This is a genomic window from Stenotrophomonas sp. 78350_Sma, assembly GCF_056482105.1.
Genome location: NZ_CM151182.1, coordinates 1,253,297 through 1,274,055 on the forward strand (window position 1 = coordinate 1,253,297; position 20,759 = coordinate 1,274,055).

Consider the following 20,759-nt stretch of genomic DNA (forward strand, 5'->3'; position numbering starts at 1 on the left):
TCCCAGACACGTGACTCACGTACAGCGCGGATGGAGACCCGCCATCCCGGGGTAAGGCGACGTACTGCGTGTTGCGTGATACGTACTGCTCGAACCCGTTACTGCAGCCGCTCCAGCGCGCTGCGAACCCATGCCGAGGCGCCGTCCAGGCTCTGGAACTCTTCCACCGCGCGCACTTCGCAGCACGCGTATGACGGCGCGACCATGCGCGCCAGTGCATTGCCCGGGCCCAGCTGCAGGAATACCCGCGCGCCTCGCTCGAAGGCCTGGCGCATCACCTGCGCCCATTCGATGGTCTGGGCCAGCTGTGCCGACAGGGTGCGCACCGCTGCCGCGCGATCACGTACCGGCCGTGCATCGATACCGGCCAGCAGCGGCAGGCGCGGGGCCTGCAGCGCAGAGGCATCGAGGGCCGCAGCGAACGGTGCGACCGCCGCTGCCAGCAGCGGTGTGTGCGCCGGAACGTGTACCGGCAGCGGACGGATGTCTGCACCCTGTGCACGCGCTGCATCGGCCAGGCCCTGCAGCGAGGCGTGCGTGCCGCCCACGATGAAATGATCCTGGCCGTTGGCGATGGCCACGTACGCGCCCTGTGCATCGCACAGCGACTGCAGGCTGCGGCGGTCCAGCCCGAGCACCGCCTGCAGGCCTGCATCGGTGGGGCTGGCGCTGTCCATCAGTTGCGCGCGCCGTGCGGCGAGGGCCAGGCAGCTGGCGGCATCAACGCTGCCTGCGATCGCATGCGCGGCCAGTTCACCGATGCTGTAGCCGGCCACCAGCACCGGTGCCGGCACCGTTTCGCGAAGTCCCTGCCAGTGCGCGAGGCTGGCTGCACACAGCAAGGGTTGCGCCAGGGCATTGTCGAAGCGCGATTCGTCAGCGGCCGCCGCGAACACGTCGCGTCCAAGCACTGCGCTGGCAGTCTCCAGTACCTCGTACGCGGCCGGCAGATCGCGCACGCGGTCGAACATCGCCGCGTGCTGCGCGCCTTGGCCGGGGCAGAGCAGGGCAAGGCTCATGCACCCTCCTGCTGCAGCAGGAACCAGCTGCAGGCGAGCAGATCAGCACTGCCACCGGGGCTCAGGCGGCGTGCGACGAAGCGCTCACCGATGCCGTGAAGGCGCGCCTGCCAACCGACTGTGAAGGCGCCGCCGCTTTCCAGAAAGCCACGTGCCTGCTGCTGGGCCCAGTGCAGGCCGTCGGCGCCGCCGCGGTGCAGCAGGTTGAGGTCATCGATCTGCGCGACCAGCTGCATCAGGGTCTGGCACAGCGCCGCATCGTGCGTCAGGCCTTCCTCCAGTGCATGACGCAGCGTGGGTATCGCCAGCTCGCGCAGCACAGGGTAGCCGGCCGCCGCCTGCTCGCGTACGCCCGGCACGCCATGGCGCACGCGTGCCCGCTGGCCCGGGCTCTGCGCATCCAGCGGTGCACCGGCGAAATCATCGGCCCAGTGCTGCACGCCCAGACAGACCTCTGCGGCGGAAACGCTATGGCCCTGCTGGCGCCGGCAGCGTGCGGCGGAAGCGACCAGCAGGCCGAGGCTGAAGATTGCACCACGATGAGTGTTGATGCCGCCGGTGGCGTGCAGCATCGCGGTTTCGGCGGCGATGCCCTGCATGCGCAGCAGTGCGAAGGGTGCATCGTCAGCCCCGGCATGGGCGATCGCAGTGAAGTAGTGGCGCAGCGAGAACAGGCTGCGCAGGAAGGTGCCGGCATCCATGTCGTGATGGCTTCCGGCATCAAATGGAGTGACCAGGCCGGGTTTGGGAGCCAGCGCCAGTTCGGCATGCAGACTGGCGATGGCCAGGCGGCCCAGTCGCGCGCTGTCGATCGCGCCTGCATCCGGCCGGCGGGACTGGAAGGCCGCGCTCACGCCGCCACTCCAGCTGCCTCGAACAGGCGCTCTCGGGCGTCCAGTGCAGCACCTTCCAGGCGCTTCACCAGTACCTGACGGCTGTCACCGGCAAACTCACGCCAGTTCACCGCGCCGCCATCAGGCAGGCACAGTTCGCCATCGGCGCGACGGGCATGCTCGTGCTCCCAGGCGTTCAGGCGTGCGGCAAGTGCATTGGCCTGCGTACGGGTCTCCACCTGCCACAGCAGATCGATGTCCGAGCGTGCGTGCACATAAGGCAGGCCAGTGAGGTGCTGCCACGCGAAGGCACCGAATACGCGCGCCTCAGCGATGTTCTGCAGCGCCTCAAGGGGCCGCTGCCAGTCCTGCGGAACGTCGCCTTCCAGCACCGTCTGAAGTGCCGGCGGTGGCGTGGTGCGCAGTACATCGTGTGCTGGCACGCGCAGGGCCAGGCGCAGTTTGCCCTCGGCGGGCGGCAGCGGCACACCGAGACGCAGGCGGGGGTCTGCATCGTCGGCGGCACGTCGCGCGACGATGGCCGGCAATCCCTGCGCAAACCAGTCGGCCAAGCGTGACTCATGCGCGGCGATGTCCGCCTGCCAGCCGGCGTGCGCTGACAGCCACACCAGCGCATGGCGGGGCAGCCGCTCAGGCATCGCCCTGGCTCACGGCAACAGCCACGCGTGCGGCCAGCATGCGCCCGCCACGTTCGGCGCCGCGCATCGCGCGACGGTCGCCATCGGCGGGCGTGCGCAGCGCTTGCAGCAGGTGGGCAGCCAGGTTGCCGTTCCAGATCGAGTCCACCGCACCCATCGCTACGTAGTTCTCCACGCCCGGTGCGAACACCGGCGAGCTCTGGCTCAGCGCCTGCAGTTTCTCCAGCGGTTGCTTGGTCACCCGTGCCATTGCGCGCAGGTCCATCACCCGCACCTGCGCATCGGGCAGGGCGTGGATGTGGTCGGCCATCAGGCCGAATGAGAGGAAGCCGCCACTGACGGATTCGCCGTAGACCAGGGTGATCAGGCGCGCACCACGGCGGCGTGCCAGATCGAGCGTCTGCGCGAGATGCGCAAAGTAGCCATTGATGCCCAACAGTTCGTCGCGCCGCGCCAGGCGCTGGCCAGCGGTATCCACCAGCATCACGATCGGTTGCTGCGGATGCGCGGCGGTGCTGGCCAGCACCGTTTCGGCCAGTGCCAGTGCGTGATCCACGCCCACCTCGAGCTTGTCGGCGGTGCCGATCACGGTCACGTCGCCGTCGTTGGTGGTGGCGCTGCCGGTCAGCACCGAGTCGTTCACCGCAATGGCATGCCCATGCGGAAACAGGGCGTCGAGCAGTGTCTGCAACGGCATGCTCATGGCAGGCTCCGGTTGGCGGTAGCGATGAGGAATTCATCGGTGTCGAGCAGTGGCAGGCGTTCGGGGTAGGGAATGCCCAGCCGCGCCCAGATCTCCAGACCATCGCGGCAATCGCTCCAGGCCTGCACGCGCGCCTTCAATGCCACATGGCGTTCCTGCAGCGTGGCCAGTGCAGCATCTGGATCGGCACTATTGGTATCGGGCTGCAGCGCATTGAATGCCGCATGCGCGAACGCCTCGATGGCATCGGGTACCAGCACCTGTGCCTGATCGATCAGGTAGCGGTGCTTGCCACCGGTCACGCGCCAGACCAGGGCACGGTCGCGTGAGTCGAACTCTTCCACCCCACGTACGGTCTCGATCACTTCCGGGCCGGACAGCGACAGCCGGCCTTCCTCGGACATGATCACCATGGTGCAGCAGCGGGCGACGATGCCCATGCCGCCGAACGCACCGTTGCCGCTGCCGATCAGCGCGATGACCGGCACGCCGGCTGCACGCGTGCCCAGCGTGGCACGCATGATTTCTGAAATCGCGATCAGGCCTGCATTGGCTTCGTGCAGGCGCACGCCGCCGGTGTCCAGCAGCAGCAGTACGCCATCGGGTCGTGTCTCGGCTGCGCGGCGCAGCAGTCCGGTCAGCTTGGCGCCGTGCACCTCACCCACGCCGCCGCCCATGAATTCACCCTGCTGCGCGGCCAGCAGTACGCGCCTGCCGCGCAGCAGGGCTTCGCCCACCACGATGCCATCGTCGAAGGCGGCCGGCTGGTCCAGCTGGGCCAGGTGCGGGCTCATCATCCGCCGCGCCGGGCCAAGGAACTCGCGGAACGAACCGGCGTCGACCAGCCCGGCAATGCGTTCGCGCGCATCGGCTTCGTAGTAGCTGTGGCGCTGTATGTGGCTCATGGCGTGCCTCCGGCCAGCAGGGTTTCCACCGCCTGGTCGAGGCGCAGGCTGACCACCGCCGGGGTCGCACCGGCATCGTTGATGGATACGCGCACATCGCGCAGCGGATGGCGCTGGGCGAAATCGGCGATCACCGCCTGCCAGATGCTGCCAAAGCCCTGTGCGGCGGTGATGACACGCACGGTCATTGCGCCGTCCAGGTCGGCCGGTTCCAGCAGGATTTCCAGGTTGCCCGAGGCCAGCACGCCCACCAGCACCGCATCGCGCGGGAACTGCACGGCGGTGCGGCCGTCGAATCGATAGTCGAGGGTTTCCATGCTCTGTCCCTTACCAGTTGCGGAAGCGCTTGGGCGGGTCGTAGAGGCCGCCAGACCAGCGCACCAGGTCCTTCACCGAGCGTGCGGCCAGCAGGTCGCGGCTGGCATCGCGTACTGAAATGCCAAGGTCTTCAGGTCGACGGATCACACCACGGTCGCGCAGGTTTTCCACCATCGCGCGGTCGCGGCCAAGGCCGACGGCGGTATAACCGGACACACCGCGGATCGCCTGTTCGCGTTCTTCCGGCGTGCGGCACAGCAGCAGGTTGGCGATGCCTTCCTCGGTCAGCACGTGGCTGACGTCGTCGCCGTAGATCATCACCGGCGGCAGCGGCATGTCCGCGCGTTCGGCCAGTTCCCAGGCATCGAGGCGTTCGACGAAGGCCGGCGCCATGTGCTCGCGGAAGGTTTCCACCATCTGCACCACCAGCTTGCGGCCGCGTGGCATCTCGCCCGGCCGCGCAGCCTGCTGGCCAGCGTTGATCCAGGCATCGCTGGCGTGGCGGCGGCCACGTGCATCCGAGCCCATGTTGGGCGCGCCACCGAAGCCGGCGATGCGGTCGCGGGTGGCGGTGGAGCTGTTGCCCTGCAGGTCGATCTGCAGGGTGGAGCCGATGAACATGTCGCAGGCGTACAGGCCAGCGGTCTGCGAGAACGCGCGGTTGGAGCGCATCGAGCCGTCGGCGCCGGTGAAGAACACATCGCCACGAGCAGCGATGTACTTCTCCATGCCCAGTTCCGAACCGAACGAGTGCACCGATGTGACGAAGCCCGATTCGATTGCCGGAATCAGTGCCGGATGTGGGTTCAACGCCCAGTGCTGGCAGATTTTTCCCTTCAGGCCGAGCGATTCGGCGTAGGTGGGGAGCAGCAGTTCGATGGCCGCGGTGTCAAAGCCGATGCCGTGGTTCAGGCGGTTCACGCCGTACTCGGCGTAGATGCCCTTGATGGCCATCATCGCCATCAGCACCTGGATCTCGGAAATCTGCGCCGGGTCGCGGGTGAACAGCGGTTCGATGTGGTTCGGGCGCGGCGCCTGTACTACGAAGTTGACCCAGTCAGCGGGGATATCGACGCGGGGGAGGGTGTCGACGATTTCGTTGACCTGGGCGATGACGATGCCGCCACCGAAGGCGGTGGCTTCGACGATCACCGGGGTGTCTTCGGTGTTCGGGCCGGTGTAGAGGTTGCCGTGGCGGTCGGCCGCCTGCGCGGCGACCAGGGCCACGCGCGGGGTCAGGTCGATGAAGTAGCGGCCGAACAGTTCCAGGTAGGTGTGGATGGCACCGATCTGGATGCGGCCTTCGGCCACCAGGTTGGCCAGCCGCACCGACTGCGGGCCCGAGAAGGAGAAGTCCAGCTTGGACGCGATGCCGCGCTCGAACACATCCAGATGCGAGGGCAGGGACAGCACCGACTGCACCATGTGCAGGTCGTGTACCCGTGCCGGGTCCAGATCGGCCAGGGCCTGCGCCAGGAAGTCGGCCTGCTTCTGGTTGTTGCCCTCCAGGCAGACCTTGTCGCCGGGCTCCAACAGCGCGTGCAGCAGTTCGCCCACATCGGTGGCGGCCACTTCGCGGCCCTGGGCCCAGGGCGCCGCCCGTTCCAGGCGGGCCTGGCGGCTGCGTTCCAACGTATCCCAGCTCGGGTTCATCGACCGGCTTCCGATTGGCGTTGAGATAATTACGGCATAATTACATCGGGACGTGCAACCCGCAGTGCAGCAAATTCCCCGGTATCACGTATTCAGTAGATCCACGCCATGCGTGGACAGGTGCATGGCATGCCGACCAACAGTCGGCGCCCACCCAAAAGAAGGGCCCGCGCGGAGGCGGGCCCTTTCCTGCGGCCTGGGGTCAGGGCCCTTTCCTGCGGAAAGGGATCCGACCCCGGGCACGTGCTTGGCTCAGAATTTCCAGCGCAGGCTGGCCGACACGAAGCGCGGTTCGCCGTAGTTGTTGTAGTCCAGGTTCGCCCAGTAGCTCTTGTCCAGTGCATTGCGCACGCTCAGCGTTGCCGTCCAGTTGTCGCTGATGCGGTAGTTGGCGTTGAACTGCACCAGCGAGTACGCCGGCTGGTTCACCGTCACCGTGCCGCCGAGCGGGTAGGCGATGTTGTAACCCTGCACCTTGCTCTGCCACTGCACCCCGCCACCGATGCTCAGGCGTTCCAGCGCGCCGCGCAGCTGCAGCTGGGTGTTGAGCTGCAGCAGGTCCTTGGGCGGATTGGCGTACAGCAGGTCGGTGGCGGCGCGGGTCACCTTGACGCGGGTGTAGCCGGCATTGACCGTCCAGCCCGGCAGGATCTCGCCGTTGACGTCCATCTCCCAGCCACGTGCCTTGGTGCCGTTGATGCCGATGTAGGCCGAGCTGCCGTCGCTCAGCGTGCCTTCCGGCACGCTCATGTCGCGCACCGCGTAGTTGTCCTGCTTGGCCTCGAACACCGCCGCATTGGCGGTCAGGCGGCCATCGAACCACTGCGTCTTGATGCCCGCTTCCAGGTTCGAGCCCTGCACCGGTGCCAGCAGGTTCTCGTTGCGGTCCTTGTAGTTCTGCGGATTGAAGATCTCGGTGTAGCTGGCGTAGGCCGACACGTTCGGGGTGATCTCGTAGACCAGGCCCACGTACGGGGTGACCTCATCGCTCACCTTGTACGCACCGCTGGTGCCGGTATAGGCGCCGGCAGCGTTGTACGAGCGGCTGAGTGTTTCCCAGCGGCTCAGGCGTGCACCGGCAATCAGCGACAGCGGCTCGGCCAGGCGCAGGCGGGTGGCCAGGTAGACGCCGCTCTGCGTGGTCTTGGCCACGCGGCGCGCGCCGGTGCGGGTGTAGGTCACCTCGGAAATATCGCCGTTCCAGTTGAACACGTTGGGGATGTAGTAACAGCGTTCACGCCCGCAGGTAGCCCAGTCGCCCGGGAAGTTCAGTGCCACGGTATTGGTGGTGCCTTCCAGGTCCGACCACTGGGCACCGACGGTCAGGTCATGGTCGCGGCCAAACAGCGGGAACGTGCCGGTCAGATAGGCGTCGACGTTGCGGCGGGTGTCCTTGGAATCACCGGCGGCCGCGCGCAGGTAGATGCCCGCGCCGGTCACTGGGTCCGGGTTGCCGGTGCCGTACAGGCGCACGTTCTGCACGTTGCCGCGGGTGTAGGCGGTGTTGATCTTCAACAGCCAGTTGTCGCCGAAACGCTGCTCCAGGTTGGCGAACGCGGTGCTGCTCTCGCGCTTCCAGTAGCTCCACTTCGGCGACAGGTTGGTCGAGCGCGCCAGATGCGCGAAGTTGCCCTGGTTGTCGAAGAACGCCACGGTGCCCCAGGTGGAACCGGTCGGGTTGTTGTCCTGGGTCTGGTAGCCGACGGTGACCGTGGTGCTGTCGGTGACATCGCCTTCCAGCACCGCCATGCCGGCCATCTTGTTCTCGTCGTAGCGGTCGTAGTACAGGCCACGATCGGTGTAGGCGGCGACCACGCGGCTGCGGAAGCGGCCGTCATCGGTGAGCGGGGCGGTCACATCGGCCTCCATGCGGCGATAGTCCCAGCTGCCCGCGCTGACCGCGAACGAGGCATCGAACTCCTTGCCGGGGCGCTTGCGCAGCAGGTTGACCGTGGCCGACGGCACGCCGGCGCCGCTGAGCAGGCCGTTGGCACCGCGGATCACTTCGATGCGGTCGTAGAAGGCGGTGTCGTATTCCTGGTTGGTCGAACCGCTGTAGGTCGGGATGCCGTCGACCTGGAAGTCAGTGATGGCGAAGCCGCGTGCGTAGTAGAGCGGGCGCTGGGTGTCGTAGAAGGACACGCTGACGCCGGTCACGGTGCGCATCACGTCGTTGATGCTGAACAGCGATTCGTCCTGCAGGCGCTTCAGGCTGATTGCGGTGGCGGACTGCGGGGTTTCCTGCAGCGTGATCGGCAGGCGCGTGGTGCTCGACGGTGGCGCGGACTGCTCGGCACGCACGCTGACCCGGTCCAGGGTCTTGGCATCGGCGGCGCCATCGGCCGCAGCGAACGCACCGGGTGCGGCCAGCAGGGACAAGGACGAAAGCAGGGCAGCCGGCAGCAGCGCGCGGCGGGGCAGGCGGTTGGTCAGGGTCGGGGACATGGTGGGCTCGAAGCTCGGAAGCGGGGAAGGGCGGCAACAGTCGTCCAGCACCCGGGGCGGCGGCTTCGGGCACAGCAGGTCCATCTGGGAGGGGCGCGGTCACTGCGCAGGATGCAAATGTAAATAATTCTTAACAACATTACAATTCGCGTCATTGTGGAGGGGCTTCTGGGCGCATGGCAGTGGCTGGGCCGGGGTCGGATCCCGTTGCCGCAGGCAATGGGCTCTGGCCCCATCATCGGCGCCCAAGCGCAGGTCAGAGCCCTCCCGTGCGGGAGGGATCCGACCCGTAGTTGCCCAAACGCGAACGGCCACCCGTAGGTGGCCGTCCGTCTGCGTCGAATGGAAACTGCGGGCTTACAGTGCCTGCAGTTCCTCGTTGGCGTTGCGCTTTTCCTTGGCCGGGGCCGGAGCCGGAGCTGCGGCCGGTGCAGGCGCTGCCGCGTTGGCATCCACCGGCACTTCCAGATAGGGAAGGTGCAGGGTCTGGCTGGTCAGCGTGCGGATCTCGTTGGTCAGCGCGGCGCTGTCGTTGAGCTTGCGCCCGTATGACGGGACGATTTCGCGCAGGCGCGCTTCCCAACCGGCCTTCATCTGGTCCGGGAAGGCCTTGGCCATCAGGTCCAGCATGATCGGCGGCGAGGTCGACGCACCCGGCGAGGCGCCGAGCAGGGCCGCGAGGGTGTGGTCCTTGTCGGTCACGATCTCGGTACCGAACTGCAGCACCGGGCCCTTCAACGGGTCACGCTTGATGATCTGCACGCGCTGGCCGGCGGTGACCAGCTTCCAGTCGCCCGGCTTGGCGTTGGGGAAGTACTTGACCAGTTCGGCCTGGCGGTCGGCATCGTTCAGGCGCGCCTGGCCCATCAGGTACTGCACCAGATCCAGGTTGTCCTTGCCCACTTCCAGCATCGGGCCGACGTTGTTGTGGGTGACCGACGAGTACAGGTCCCACCACGAGCCGTGCTTGAGGAACTTGGTGCTGTACAGCGCGAACGGCCCGAACAGCACCACCGGCTTGCCATCCAGCTTGCGCGCATCCAGGTGCGGCACCGACATCGGCGGTGAGCCGGTCTCTGCCATGCCGTAGGCCTTCACACCGTGGCGCGAAGTCACGTCCTGGCCCTGGAAGGCGAGGAACTGGCCACCGACCGGGAAGCCGGCGTAGTCCTTCGATTCCGGGATGCCCGACATCTGCAGCAGCTTCAGCGCAGCGCCACCGGCACCAATGAACACGAAGCGGGCGTGGGTGGTGGACTCGGTGCCGGCCTTGAGGTCCTTCACGGTCACGTTCCAGCTCTTGTCGGCGTTCTGCCGCAGCGCGCTCACTTCGTGGTTCAGGTGCAGGCTGAAGTTCGGGCTGCGTTGCAGGCCGGTGGTCAGCTGGCGGGTGATCACACCGAAGTTGACGTCGGTACCGAGCGGCATCCAGGTCGCGGCCACCTTCTGCTTCGGGTCACGGCCTTCCATCAGCAGCGGGGCCCACTGCTTGATCTGCGCCGGATCTTCCGAGTACTGCATGCCGTAGAACAGCGGGTTCTTCACCAGGGCCTGCTGGCGCTTGTGCAGGTAGGCGATGTTGTCATCGCCCCAGACGAAGCTCATGTGCGGCGTCGGGTTGATGAAGTCGCTGGGCTGGCTCAGCCGGCCTTCCTTCACCTGGTGCGACCAGAACTGGCGCGAGACCTCGAACGATTCGGCGATGCCGACCGCGCGCTTGGTCTCGATGCTGCCGTCGGGCAGTTCCGGGGTGTAGTTCAGTTCGGCGAACGCCGAGTGGCCGGTGCCGGCGTTGTTCCAGCCATCGGAGCTTTCACCGGCGACGCCGTCGAGGCGTTCGTAGACCTGGATGTTCCAGTCCGGCTGCAGTTCCTGCAGGTAGGTGGCCAGGGTGATGCTCATGATGCCGGCGCCGACCAGCACCACATCGACAGGCTTGTCGTTGCTGGCGGCGGGCACCGAGCGCTGGGTCAGCGGCCAGTACAGGAACAGCGCGGCGGCCAGCAACAGCAGCACGAGCAGGGCGAGCAGGGCCTTGCCAAATTTCTTCATGGGGGCGGGATCGTTGGCGGAGGGGAAGGGGTCAGGATGCGCGTGGGGCAGGGAAAGGGCGTGAAGAAACAACGCCTTGCAGCATCCAGATGCAATTCTAACCGGATCCGGTCCGTTTTTGATGCAACGCAGCATCCGGCGCTTCGCGGCCCCGTCACCTGGGGGGGCGGGCTCGACCTGGTGACCTCAGCCCCAGTAACGCCGGGCCACGCCTGACGACCGCAGCCCCAGTAGCGCCAGGCCATGCCTGGCGACGTCGTCAATCAGACCAGCTCAAGAATCTCGTCGCCGGCCTCGTCGACCTCCCCGGTCGGGCGCCAGCCCAGGCGGCGGTAGAACCCATGCGAGCGCGAGCGTGGGTCGGCCGAGCAGGCCAGGAACAGCCGCGGGTGGCCGGCGTCGCGAGTCAGGCTGACGACCTCCTGCAGCAGCTGGCGGCCGATGCCGCGGCCTTCATATTCAGGCAGCAGCGCCAGCACCAGTACTTCGCCACTGTCGCGGTCGGCGAAGCAGTAGCCGGCCATGCGCTCGCCGTCCCAGGCGATGCGGCCGATGAAATCGCCACCGGAGATGCCTTCGGCCCAGCTGTCCCCGGTGATGCCCAGCTCTGCCAACTGCGCGGCACTGAAGGCGTTCTCGCGGGTGCGCCCGCGCAGGTCGATGCAGGCGGCAGCATCTTCGGGGCGCGCATCGCGCACGGCTATGGGCATGTCGGACATCCTTGTAGTGGTCGGCCCGTCAGTATCCGCATCACGCATGGACCCGGTGTGGAGGTTGCGTGGAGATCCGATGGAGCAAAAAGGGGACGGAGGGAATTAAGTCATCTTTGCCCTGTATGACGCTAGAGCCTTAAACGACTTAATTCCCTCCGTCCCCTTTTCCTGCGTGCGACTCAGCGCTTGCGCCGGATCAGCGCGGAGGAGGCATCCAGCACCGCGCGGGTCAGCAGCGCCATGGTCTGCACGTCGCCCTTCCAGTGCTGCCAGTAAAGCGGCACGTCTTCCCACGCGCGCTGCCGCACGTAGACCAGTCGCCCGGCATCCAGGTGGCGCTTCACCAGCGGCAGCGGGTTCATCGTCCAGCCCAGCCCGCCCAGGTTGGCCTGCACGAAGGCCCGGGTGGACGGGATCCACCAGGTCGGCGCGGTGCTGGGCAGGTCGTCGCCGGCCATGCGCCGGGCGAAGCGCGACTGCATCTCATCCTTGCGGTTGAACACCAGCACCGGCGCCTGTGCCAGCGCCTGCGCGGTCACGCCCTTGGCAAAATGGCGCTCGCGGAACTCGGGCGTACAGGTCGCCGCGTAGCGGATGCTGCCCAGCGCGTGGATCTGGCAACCCTGCACGGGCTCGTCCAGCGTGGTCACCGCCCCCAGCACTGTGCCCTGGCGCAGCAGCTCCACCGTGTGGTCCTGGTCCTCCACGCGCAGGTCCAGCGTGGTGCCGGTGGTCTGCGCGAACTGGTAGGCCGCCTGCGGGAACCAGGTTTCCAGGCTGTCGTGGTTCACCGCCACCGGGATGCTGGCCTGTGGCAGATCCTCGTCGGCCAGGCCCATCCGGTGCAGCGCATCGTGTTCGAGCAGGGCAGTCTGCTCGGCCAGCTGTACCAGCAGCTGCCCTTCTGCGGTGGCGGTGGCCGGAGTGCCACGCTTGACCAGCAGCCGGCCGATCCGATCCTCCAGTGCCTTGACCCGCTGCGAGATGGCGGACGGGGTGACATTCAGCGACTGCGCGGCGCGGTCGAAGCTGCCTTCGCGGATCACTGCGGCCAGGGCGCGCAGCTGGGCATGGTCGATACGCATCGGATTAAGTTCCGCTAATGTTGGTTTAGGAAGTTTAGCTCGTCTTTTCCATGTTGCGGCGCGACAATGGCGCCCATTCCGGTGCTGTCCGCCTTCGCGAGGCACCGTCCCCCCAAGCAAGTAAAGGCAGTGAATCCCATGTTCTCGGTCATCTCCGCCAGCACCGGCCTCGGTGCCTGGTTCTCTGGTGCAGCCACCGGCATCGGCCTGTTCGCCGTGGTCGGCGCGCAGAGTGCCTTCATCCTGCGCCAGGGCATCCTGCGCAAGCACATCGTGCCGGTGGTCGCCACCTGTGCGGCCATCGATGCCATCTTCATCTTCGCCAGCGTGGCCGGCCTGCGCACGCTCACCTCGGCGCTGCCGTGGCTGACCACCGCCGTGCTGTGGACCGGTGTCGCGTTCCTGGCCTGGTATGCGATGAAGTCGGCACGCCGTGCGATCGCCGGTGGCGGTGGCATGGGCGAGGCCGACAGCGATGACGGCAGCCGCCGTGCGGTGCTGATGGCCGCGGTCGGCTTCTCGCTGATCAACCCGCACTTCTGGCTGGACATGATGGTGATCGGCTCGATCGCCGAGAACTTCGGCAACGCCCGCATGGCCTTCGCTGCCGGCGTGGTGACCGCCAGCTGCCTGTGGCTGACCGCGCAGGGCCTCGGCGCACGCCTGCTGGCGCCGCTTTTCACCAAGCCCAGCACCTGGCGCGTGCTCGACGGCACCATCGCGGTGATCCTCAGCATCCTGGCCCTCACGTTGGCGGTGCGCGGGGTCCACTGACCCGGCGCACGCCCCCAGAACCCACGTCCTGACTCTCTCTCCAAGGTAGTGGTAACGACGGCACCGGCAACGGTGCCGTCGTTTTTTATGCGCCACTGGCGGCCCGGGCGCCTGCCTGCCTAGAATCGGCCAGCCGGGACAAGGGGTCCAGGCAGGGGAGATATGGATGCACAAGCGCTGGCTGGCCGCCCTCATCGTGGCGGGACTCTGGTGTGGAACCGCTGCTGCGATCGATCTGGGCGCCTATGTGCGAGCGGACAAGTTCGGCGATGTCATGCTGTCTCCCGGGGGCGACTATCTGGCCGCGACCGTGCCTGCGGACGGCTTCACCGCTGTGATCATCCTGCGTACGGACGACAACACGCCGGTGGGCAACCTGCGGCCACCACTCAATTCGCATGTCTTCAACATGCACTGGGTCAACAACGATCAGGTGATGTTCGGTCTGGCGCAGAAGTTCGGCACCCGCGATGCGCCGTGGGCCACCGGCGAGCTGCTGACACTGGATGCGCGCACCGGGCGACCGGAGCTACTGGTGGGCTACCGCGATCTTGGCCTGCGCGTGCGGCCCAAGTACCGGACGTCGGCTGCGGCGTTCCTCAGTGACGCCTTGCCCGGCGATGATGCCCACGTGGTCATCGCGGTAGGCGGATCGCGGCTGGATGCCAACGGCTATGCGGCCCAGCTGGAACTGGCAAGCGGCAAGCAGCGGCTGCTGGCCCGCGCGCCGATGCCGGGTGCCTCCTATGTGGTGGATGCCCGAGGCGAGGTACGTTTCGTCCAGGGCGCCGGTACCGACAATGTCCATCGGCTCTACCACCGCAACGGTGGTGACTGGGTGTTGGTCAATGACGAGAAACGCAGTGGCCGCAGCGAGGCGGCGCTGGGCTTTTCCGCCGACGGCCAATTGGCCTATCTGCTCAGCGAGCAGGCCAGCGGCCCCGATGCCATCGTCAGCTGGAACCCGGCCACGCAGGAGCGCAAGGTCGTGCTGCGCGACGAGGTCGTCGATCCGGCGCGACTGATCCGCCGCCCGGGCAGCACCGTGCCGGTCGGTGCGCTGTTCCAGGGAAACACACCGCATACCCGGTTCTTCGACGAAAGCTCCGAGGAGGCGCGGTTGTACCGCAGCCTGGAAGCGGCATTCCCAGGGCGTGCAGTGTTCATTACCTCAAGTACCCGCGACGGTCGCCGCCTGCTGGTGGAAACCGGGTCCGGCTCCAATCCGGGCGAGTTCTACCTGTACGACCGCGACCGCAACCAGGCGCGCTTCCTGATGGCGCGCAGCGAATGGATTGACCCGGAGACCACTGCGTCGGTGCGGCCGGTCCTGTTGAAGGCGCGCGATGGGTTGGAGCTCCATGGATTCCTGACAGTCCCGCATGGCAGTACCGGCCGTGACCTGCCGATGGTGGTGGTGCCGCATGGTGGGCCGATCGGGATATTCGACAACGGTAGTTTCGATCACGAGAACCAGTTGTTGGCCGCTGCTGGCTACGCCGTGCTGCAGATCAATTTCCGCGGTTCGGGCAACTATGGCCGTGCCCACAGCCGGGCAGCACTGAAACAGTGGGGTGGCGCGATGCAGGACGACGTGACCGACGCCACGCGATGGGCGATCAGCGAAGGCATTGCCGATCCCCGGCGCATCTGCATCTACGGTGCCAGCTACGGGGCATACTCGGCGATGATGGGTGCCGCCCGCGAGCCAGGGCTGTACCGGTGCGCGGCCGGCTATGTGGGCGTCTACGACCTGCCGCTGATGTTCACCGGCGGAGATATCCAGGACCGGGATTCGGGGATGAGCTACCTGCGCGAGTGGCTGGGCGATCCTGCCACGTTGGGCGCGGTCTCGCCGGTCAACCTGGCCGGCCAGATCAAGGTTCCGGTGTTCCTGGCGGCCGGTGGTCAAGACCGGCGCGCCCCGATCCAGCACACCGAGCGCATGGAGGCGGCGCTCAAGCGTGCCGGTACGCCGGTGGAAAGCCTGTACTACAAGACCGAAGGGCACGGCTTCTACACCGAAGCCCATCGCAGCGAGTACTACGGCAAGCTGTTGGCCTTCCTGTCACGCAGCCTCGGTGGAAAGACCGCCACGACTGCGGCTGCGGACGGCAAGGGCAAGGCGCCGTAAGGCAAAGGGCGGCGGATGGTTCATCCGCCGCCCCGGTTCCTGCCTGTGGGTGGGCCTACTTCACCCCGTGCATCATCTTCTTCAGCAGCGGCGCGGTAATGAAGGCCGCCAGCGCGCAGCCGAGGCCGATCCACATCAGCAGCCAGAACAGGTGTGCATAGGCACCGGCTGCGGCCACCATGTCCAGCGATCCGCCTTCCGGCACCTCGATCGCAGCCAGCTTGCCGAACAAGGCGGCCAGCGTTTCCGAGAACGCGGTGGCCAGGAACCAGGTGCCCATCATCAGGCTCATCACCCGCGGCACCGCCAGCTGGGTCACCGCCGACAGGCCAACCGGCGACAGGCACATCTCGCCGCTGGCCAGCAGGAAGTAGGCCAGCACCAGCCACCACACGCTCGCCATCTCGCCAGTAGCGCCGACCTGCTGTGCGGCCAGTGCTAGCGGGACGAATGAGAGTGCACCGATCACCAGGCCCCAGGCCGATTTCACCGGCTTGCCTGGCTCCCAACCACGGCGGTCCATCCACGTCCACAGCGCGGCGAAGGCCGGTGCAAGCAGCACCAGGAACAGGCCGCCGAGGTAGGTCAGCGAGCCGGCGGTCTGCGGAATCACCAGGCAGTCGCGCACCAGCAGCACCAGCATCAGTACGATGATGGCGGCGAAGAAGGTGCGCGGTGCAGATGAGCCCGGACGGCGCTCGGACAGCCGCGCGCTGACCACGAAGCCCAGCGGTGCCAGCAGCAGCGAGATGATCGACCACGGCAGCGGGGTACCGCCGGTGATCACCAGCGAGGGCACGATGTCCTTGGTCAGCAGGCGGTCGGTGAAGGTCACCCACGAGCCGTAGGACTGCTCGTACATCGTGAAGAACACCAGCGCCATGAAGATCAGCACCATCAGCGCGATCATCTGCTGGCGCTGTACCGGCGTGCATTTGGTGCCGGTGAACCAGGCGAACCAGACCAGTACGCCGCCCAGCACGACCAGCATCAGCATCAGCGCCAAGCTGATTTCACCGCCCAGCGCGAACGCGCCGTTGCCGGCCGCCCACATCAGCCACGCCACCGGCAGCACGCCGAGCACCGCGCACAGATAGATGAGCCATTCGCGTGGCAGGCCCAGCACCTTCTGCTTCAATGCCGCCGGCTGCGGCGCTTCAGCGTGGCCCTGCAGGTACTTCTGGCCCCACAGGAACATTGCCAGGCCGGCCAGCATGCCGATGCCGGCGGCGCCGAAACCGTATTTCCAGCCGTAGGCTTCACCGAGGAAGCCGCACACCAGCGAGGAGAACAGCGCGCCCAGGTTGATGCCGGCGTAGAACAGCGAGAAACCCGAATCGCGGCGCGGATCGTCCTTGGCGTACAGCTTGCCGACGATGGTGGAGATGTTCGGCTTCAGGAAGCCTACGCCCATGATGATCAGCGCCAGCGACAGGTAGGTCACCGCCAGTGCCGAGGTGTCGCGCACCACTTCACCGTTGACCCGGTAGGCCGCATGGCCCTCGAAGGCCATGCCCAGGTGGCCGAGTACCAGCAGGATGCCGCCGAACAGCACCGCCCGGCGCATGCCCAGCCAGCGGTCGGCCAGCATGCCGCCGAACACCGGGATGCAGTACACCAGGCCGCCATAGGCACCGAGCAGGTCCAGGCCGGCCTTGTCGCCGAACAGGTGGTACTTGGTCAGGTACAGCAGCAGCAGCGCCTTCATGCCGTAGAACGAGAAGCGCTCCCACATTTCGGTGAAGAAGCAGACGTAGACGCCCTTGGGGTGGCCCAGGAAGTCGTCGGAGGCAGGAGCGGCAACGGTCATCGACGGCGCGGACAGCGGAAAGGGCGCGATTATAGGCCTCTGGGCCTGGGCAGGCAGCCGCTGGTGGAACCACGCCATGCATGGCCGGCGCTCCCCCGGCTGCCGCCGCTCACAGGTATCGCAACCATGGCAGATCGCGCCTTCGTGCTTTGAACCGCGCGAATACCCGCGTTGGCGGGTACAGCACCACCGCCAGCGCACAGGCCACCAGCAGCAGGCCGCTGACCGAATCCAGGGCATACAACTCGCCATGTGTCGGCCCCCAGGCTGCCAACGCGGCCAGGTACAGCCCCTTCAGCACGTACAGGTGCAGCAGGTAGAAGAACATCGGCGCGGCGCCGATATCGGCCAGCGGGCGCAGCGCACGCGCCAGTGGCGGCCATTCGTACAGGCGCAGCAGCAACACGCCCACGCCCAGGGTCAGCAGCAGGAACTGCAGCGACGGCGGGTACTTGGTCACATTGAGGATGCTCAGCCAGGTGCGCAGTGCAGTGGTCTGGTACTGCCAGGGGGCGTCCCCGTACTCGTTGGCGAACCGCAGCAATGCGAACAGGGCCAGCGCGCCGACGCCTGCCCACAGCAGCCAGCGCTGGCGCTGCTCCGGCGCGCGCTCGTGGGCGAACCAGGGCCCCATCAGATAACCCAGAGCGATCACCCCGATCCACGGCATTACCGGATAGGAGGTGCGCAGGCGCAGCGCGCCGGCCTCGATCCAGTCGCGCTGGTGCAGCACTTTCCACAAAACCGCCAGCAGGCCATTGCCTTGCAGCCGTACGTTGTCGAACAGGTTGTGCCCGGCCACCACCGCGACTGCCAGCACCAGCAGGGCCGGGCGCGGCAGCCACAGCAGGCCAGCCAGCGCGATCATGCTCAGTCCGATGGCCCAGATCACCTGCAGGTACAGCGTGTCCGGCGGCAGCTGGAAGGTCCAGGCGAAATTCACCAGGGTCAGTTCCAGCACGACCAGGAACAGGCCTCGCTTGAGCAGGAAGGCGGCCGTGGCCCGGCGCGGATCCGCTTGGCGCTGGCCATACAGCCAGGCCGACAGGCCGGTCAACAGGACGAACACGGGTGCGCACAGGTGGGCCAGAAGACGGCAGGCGAACAGCGCAGGGGAGACCGTCGCCGCGTCCATCGGGTCGCTCACCTGGTGCTGCAGGAAGAAGGTCTCGCGCACGTGGTCCAGCAACATCAACAGCATCACGGTGCCGCGCAGCTGGTCGATGGAGGCCAGGCGAGGGGAGGGGGAAGGGGGCATGCGATGCAGTAACAACAAGGTAGCATTAAGATATAACATATCATTTGCTGCGCGCCCAGCCGGACTTTGCCGGGTCGGTCGATTGCCGGTCCACGTACTGGCCCATTGCGCTGCAGCACACGCCCCCATCCTTTGGCACGCTGGACTTGATCTGCCCTGAACGCTAGCGTGGCAGGGATTTTTTGCCAGCAGGGGCTTCCATGAACCACGACGCTGCGCCCAAGCAGCTCACCTTCCGCGCAGTGGCCCTGGCCATCGTGCTGGCGGTGGTGCTGTCAGCGGCCAACGCCTATCTCGGTCTGTTCGCAGGCCTGACCATCGCCACCGCCATTCCCGCCGCGGTGATTTCCATGGGCGTGCTGCGCCTGCTGGGCGGTGGCTCCATCCTCGAAAACAACATCGTGCAGACCGGCGCTTCGGCCGGTTCGTCGATCGCCGCCGGTGTGATCTTCACCATCCCCGCGCTGGTGATCATGGGCTACTGGCCGGACTTCAAGTACTGGTGGGTGCTGGGCATCGCCGGCCTGGGTGGCCTGCTGGGCGTGCTGTTCTCGGTGCCGCTGCGCCGTTCGATGATCGTTGAAGACCCGCTGCCGTTCCCGGAAGGCAAGGCCGCCGCCGAAGTGCTCAAGGCCGGTGAGAACCCGGGCCCGGGCCTGAAGATCCTCGGTCTGTCGGCGGTGATCGGTGCCTTCGTCAAGCTGGCTGCGGAAAGCGGCATGCGCCTGATTCCGGACGCCTGGGCCACCTCGGCCTACGTCGGCAGCTCCAAGGTCACCGCCTTCATCGGCACCAACCTGTCGCCGGCGCTGCTGGGCGTGGGCTACATCGTCGGTCTCAACGTCGGCATCGTGGTGGTCTCCGGTTCGATCCTGACCTGGCACATCGCCATCCCGATCTACCAGGCGTTCTTCATGAACACCGATCCGGCACTGGCCGCGTCGGTTGCCACCGCTTCGTCCACCGAAGCCGCGTTCGCCATCTGGGGCGCGAAGATGCGCTACCTGGGCGTCGGCGCGATGCTGATCGGTGGCATCTGGACCCTGATCTCGCTGCGCAAGTCGCTGCTGAACGGCGTCAAGAGCGGCTTCGCGGCTGCCCGCAAGAGCGGCGGCCCGGTGCTGGCGCACACCGAGCGCGACCTGCCGATGAAGTGGATGCTGGTCGCCCTGGTGGCCTTCGTGCTGCCGCTGCTGGCCCTGTACCAGGCCATCGTCGGCCAGTGGCACGTGTCGATCCCGATGACCCTCATCATGATCGTCGCCGGCTTCCTGTTCGTTTCGGTCTCGGCCTACCTGGCCGGCCTGATCGGCTCGTCCAACAACCCGGTGTCGGGTATCACCATCTCCACCATCCTGTTCGCCTCGGCGGTGCTGGTGGTGCTGCTGGGTGCCGATGGCCTGAAGCCGGTCGGTGCCGGCGGTGCGCCGCTGGGTGCGGTGGCCGCGATCATGATCGGTGCGGTGGTGTGCTGCGCCGCCGCGGTCGGCGGTGACAACCTGCAGGACCTCAAGGCCGGTTACATCGTCGGTGCCACCCCGTGGAAGCAGCAGCTGATGCTGGGCATCGGTGCGTTCTCGTGCGCGCTGATCATGGCTCCGGTGCTGAACCTGCTGGCCACTGCCTACGGCATCGGCGTCAAGTCCGAGCTGCATCCGAACGCACTGGCCGCGCCGCAGGCCAACCTGATGGCCTCGGTGGCCAAGGGCCTGTTCGGCGGTGAACTGCCGTGGACCTTCATCGGCATCGGTGCCGTGGTCGGTGCCGCCATCATCGCCTTCGACAGCTGGCTGAAGTCGCGCAACGCCCGCTTCCGCGTGCCGGTGCTGGCCGCCGCCATCGGTATCTACCTGCCGCTGGAACTGATGGTGCCGATCTTCCTCGGTGGCCTGATCGCCTACCTGGTCGAGCGCTTCCACAAGGTGCGCGCGGATGACGAAGAAGGCCGCGACCGCGTGCACAAGCCGGGCGTGCTGTTCGCCGCCGGCCTGATCACCGGTGAGGCACTGATGGGCATCGCCATCGCGATTCCGATCGTGGTCAGCAGCCGCGCCGACGTGCTGGCCGTGCCGTTCCACCTGCCGGGCGCACAGTGGATCGGCCTGGCCGTGCTGTTCCTGGTCGGCTGGCTGATCTACCGCACCGGCAAGCGCGCCGTGGCGTAACACCCACGGGGTCGGATCCCTTCCCGCAGGGAAGGGCTCTGACCCGGTAGTGCCGGCCAGCGGCCGGCAACCAGACAGATTGCCGGCCAGCGGCCGGCACTACCGCAATCCGCGCTACGGCGCGGTTTGCCTTTTCTGGCGAAGGCATCGACCCGTCCCCGGCCATGACCGATGGCCTTGGCAGCCCCGGCCGCACGGGCCTACCATCGGTTTTTTGCCGTCCTGCGGAGACC

16 protein-coding genes are annotated in these 20,759 nt (G+C 66.9%); 3 read left to right on the top strand and 13 right to left on the bottom strand.

What is annotated here, in order from left to right; genetic code table 11:
• Positions 1-98 precede the first annotated feature (98 nt).
• The 11 genes from mdcH to ACZK4H_RS05840 all read right to left on the bottom strand — a co-directional run bounded on the left by mdcH (position 99) and on the right by ACZK4H_RS05840 (position 12,385).
• Positions 99-1,019, bottom strand: a complete 921-nt coding sequence (gene mdcH, locus ACZK4H_RS05790) for a malonate decarboxylase subunit epsilon (RefSeq protein ID WP_099553015.1) — start codon at positions 1,017-1,019, stop codon at positions 99-101.
• Positions 1,016-1,831 (bottom strand): triphosphoribosyl-dephospho-CoA synthase MdcB, encoded by an 816-nt coding sequence (gene mdcB / locus ACZK4H_RS05795; protein ID WP_099553104.1) that lies wholly within the window; start codon positions 1,829-1,831, stop codon positions 1,016-1,018. The genes mdcH and mdcB overlap by 4 nt, the downstream gene beginning before the upstream one ends.
• A gap of 38 nt (positions 1,832-1,869) precedes the next feature.
• Positions 1,870-2,511 (bottom strand): malonate decarboxylase holo-[acyl-carrier-protein] synthase, encoded by a 642-nt coding sequence (gene mdcG / locus ACZK4H_RS05800; RefSeq protein ID WP_099553014.1) that lies wholly within the window; start codon positions 2,509-2,511, stop codon positions 1,870-1,872.
• On the bottom strand, positions 2,504-3,208 hold the full coding sequence (gene mdcE / locus ACZK4H_RS05805; RefSeq protein ID WP_099553103.1) for a biotin-independent malonate decarboxylase subunit gamma: 705 nt from the start codon (positions 3,206-3,208) through the stop codon (positions 2,504-2,506). Before mdcE ends, mdcG begins: the two co-directional genes overlap by 8 nt.
• 2 nt (positions 3,209-3,210) lie before the next feature.
• Entirely contained in the window at positions 3,211-4,110 is a 900-nt protein-coding gene (locus ACZK4H_RS05810) for a biotin-independent malonate decarboxylase subunit beta (protein WP_197577873.1), read from the bottom strand.
• Between the two features lie 5 nt (positions 4,111-4,115).
• Positions 4,116-4,436 carry a malonate decarboxylase acyl carrier protein gene (gene mdcC / locus ACZK4H_RS05815; protein WP_099553012.1) on the bottom strand — a complete coding sequence of 107 codons (321 nt, stop codon included), beginning with the start codon at positions 4,434-4,436 and terminating at the stop codon, positions 4,116-4,118.
• Positions 4,437-4,446: 10 nt separating this feature from the next.
• Positions 4,447-6,090 carry a malonate decarboxylase subunit alpha gene (gene mdcA, locus ACZK4H_RS05820; RefSeq protein ID WP_099553011.1) on the bottom strand — a complete coding sequence of 548 codons (1,644 nt, stop codon included), beginning with the start codon at positions 6,088-6,090 and terminating at the stop codon, positions 4,447-4,449.
• A 252-nt stretch (positions 6,091-6,342) separates the two neighbouring features.
• A complete protein-coding gene (locus ACZK4H_RS05825) occupies positions 6,343-8,535 on the bottom strand; it encodes a TonB-dependent siderophore receptor (protein ID WP_099553102.1) in 2,193 nt (730 codons plus the stop codon).
• A gap of 357 nt (positions 8,536-8,892) precedes the next feature.
• Entirely contained in the window at positions 8,893-10,587 is a 1,695-nt protein-coding gene (mqo, locus tag ACZK4H_RS05830) for a malate dehydrogenase (quinone) (RefSeq protein WP_099553010.1), read from the bottom strand.
• Positions 10,588-10,850: 263 nt separating this feature from the next.
• Entirely contained in the window at positions 10,851-11,297 is a 447-nt protein-coding gene (locus ACZK4H_RS05835; RefSeq protein ID WP_099553009.1) for a GNAT family N-acetyltransferase, read from the bottom strand.
• Positions 11,298-11,479: 182 nt separating this feature from the next.
• The gene (locus ACZK4H_RS05840; protein ID WP_005415672.1) at positions 11,480-12,385 is read right to left on the bottom strand and encodes a LysR family transcriptional regulator ArgP; all 906 of its coding nucleotides are present in this window, start codon (positions 12,383-12,385) and stop codon (positions 11,480-11,482) included.
• A gap of 138 nt (positions 12,386-12,523) precedes the next feature.
• Between ACZK4H_RS05840 and ACZK4H_RS05845 the strand changes: the two genes are divergently transcribed.
• Together ACZK4H_RS05845 and ACZK4H_RS05850 are read left to right on the top strand one after the other, a co-directional pair.
• Positions 12,524-13,159: a LysE/ArgO family amino acid transporter gene (locus ACZK4H_RS05845; protein WP_005408523.1), complete on the top strand. Its 636-nt coding sequence runs from the start codon at positions 12,524-12,526 to the stop codon at positions 13,157-13,159.
• Between the two features lie 166 nt (positions 13,160-13,325).
• Complete coding sequence (locus tag ACZK4H_RS05850; RefSeq protein ID WP_099553008.1) at positions 13,326-15,293, top strand: alpha/beta hydrolase family protein; 1,968 nt, start codon at positions 13,326-13,328, stop codon at positions 15,291-15,293.
• 55 nt (positions 15,294-15,348) lie between these two features.
• Here ACZK4H_RS05850 and ACZK4H_RS05855 read toward each other — a convergent pair whose 3' ends face one another.
• The gene (locus ACZK4H_RS05855; protein ID WP_099553007.1) at positions 15,349-17,103 is read right to left on the bottom strand and encodes a peptide MFS transporter; all 1,755 of its coding nucleotides are present in this window, start codon (positions 17,101-17,103) and stop codon (positions 15,349-15,351) included.
• A 109-nt stretch (positions 17,104-17,212) separates the two neighbouring features.
• Complete coding sequence (locus ACZK4H_RS05860; RefSeq protein WP_099553006.1) at positions 17,213-18,361, bottom strand: acetyltransferase domain-containing protein; 1,149 nt, start codon at positions 18,359-18,361, stop codon at positions 17,213-17,215.
• A 200-nt stretch (positions 18,362-18,561) separates the two neighbouring features.
• On the opposite strand from ACZK4H_RS05860, the gene ACZK4H_RS05865 reads away from it, so the two are divergent.
• Positions 18,562-20,526, top strand: coding sequence for an OPT family oligopeptide transporter (locus tag ACZK4H_RS05865; RefSeq protein WP_099553005.1), 1,965 nt, complete (start codon positions 18,562-18,564; stop codon positions 20,524-20,526).
• The last annotated feature ends 233 nt before the right edge of the window (positions 20,527-20,759 follow it).

What these genes read in the sequence shown, in the direction of transcription:
- ACZK4H_RS05850 (WP_099553008.1), top strand. Translation starts at nt 13,326, where the DNA reads ATGCACAAGCGCTGGCTGGCCGCCCTCATCGTGGCGGGACTCTGGTGT.
- ACZK4H_RS05865 (WP_099553005.1), top strand. Translation starts at nt 18,562, where the DNA reads ATGAACCACGACGCTGCGCCCAAGCAGCTCACCTTCCGCGCAGTGGCC.
- mdcC (WP_099553012.1), bottom strand. Translation starts at nt 4,436, where the DNA reads ATGGAAACCCTCGACTATCGATTCGACGGCCGCACCGCCGTGCAGTTC.
- ACZK4H_RS05845 (WP_005408523.1), top strand. Translation starts at nt 12,524, where the DNA reads ATGTTCTCGGTCATCTCCGCCAGCACCGGCCTCGGTGCCTGGTTCTCT.
- ACZK4H_RS05860 (WP_099553006.1), bottom strand. Translation starts at nt 18,361, where the DNA reads ATGCCCCCTTCCCCCTCCCCTCGCCTGGCCTCCATCGACCAGCTGCGC.
- mdcG (WP_099553014.1), bottom strand. Translation starts at nt 2,511, where the DNA reads ATGCCTGAGCGGCTGCCCCGCCATGCGCTGGTGTGGCTGTCAGCGCAC.
- ACZK4H_RS05825 (WP_099553102.1), bottom strand. Translation starts at nt 8,535, where the DNA reads ATGTCCCCGACCCTGACCAACCGCCTGCCCCGCCGCGCGCTGCTGCCG.
- mdcH (WP_099553015.1), bottom strand. Translation starts at nt 1,019, where the DNA reads ATGAGCCTTGCCCTGCTCTGCCCCGGCCAAGGCGCGCAGCACGCGGCG.
- ACZK4H_RS05835 (WP_099553009.1), bottom strand. Translation starts at nt 11,297, where the DNA reads ATGCCCATAGCCGTGCGCGATGCGCGCCCCGAAGATGCTGCCGCCTGC.
- mqo (WP_099553010.1), bottom strand. Translation starts at nt 10,587, where the DNA reads ATGAAGAAATTTGGCAAGGCCCTGCTCGCCCTGCTCGTGCTGCTGTTG.
- ACZK4H_RS05855 (WP_099553007.1), bottom strand. Translation starts at nt 17,103, where the DNA reads ATGACCGTTGCCGCTCCTGCCTCCGACGACTTCCTGGGCCACCCCAAG.
- mdcE (WP_099553103.1), bottom strand. Translation starts at nt 3,208, where the DNA reads ATGCCGTTGCAGACACTGCTCGACGCCCTGTTTCCGCATGGGCATGCC.
- mdcA (WP_099553011.1), bottom strand. Translation starts at nt 6,090, where the DNA reads ATGAACCCGAGCTGGGATACGTTGGAACGCAGCCGCCAGGCCCGCCTG.
- ACZK4H_RS05840 (WP_005415672.1), bottom strand. Translation starts at nt 12,385, where the DNA reads ATGCGTATCGACCATGCCCAGCTGCGCGCCCTGGCCGCAGTGATCCGC.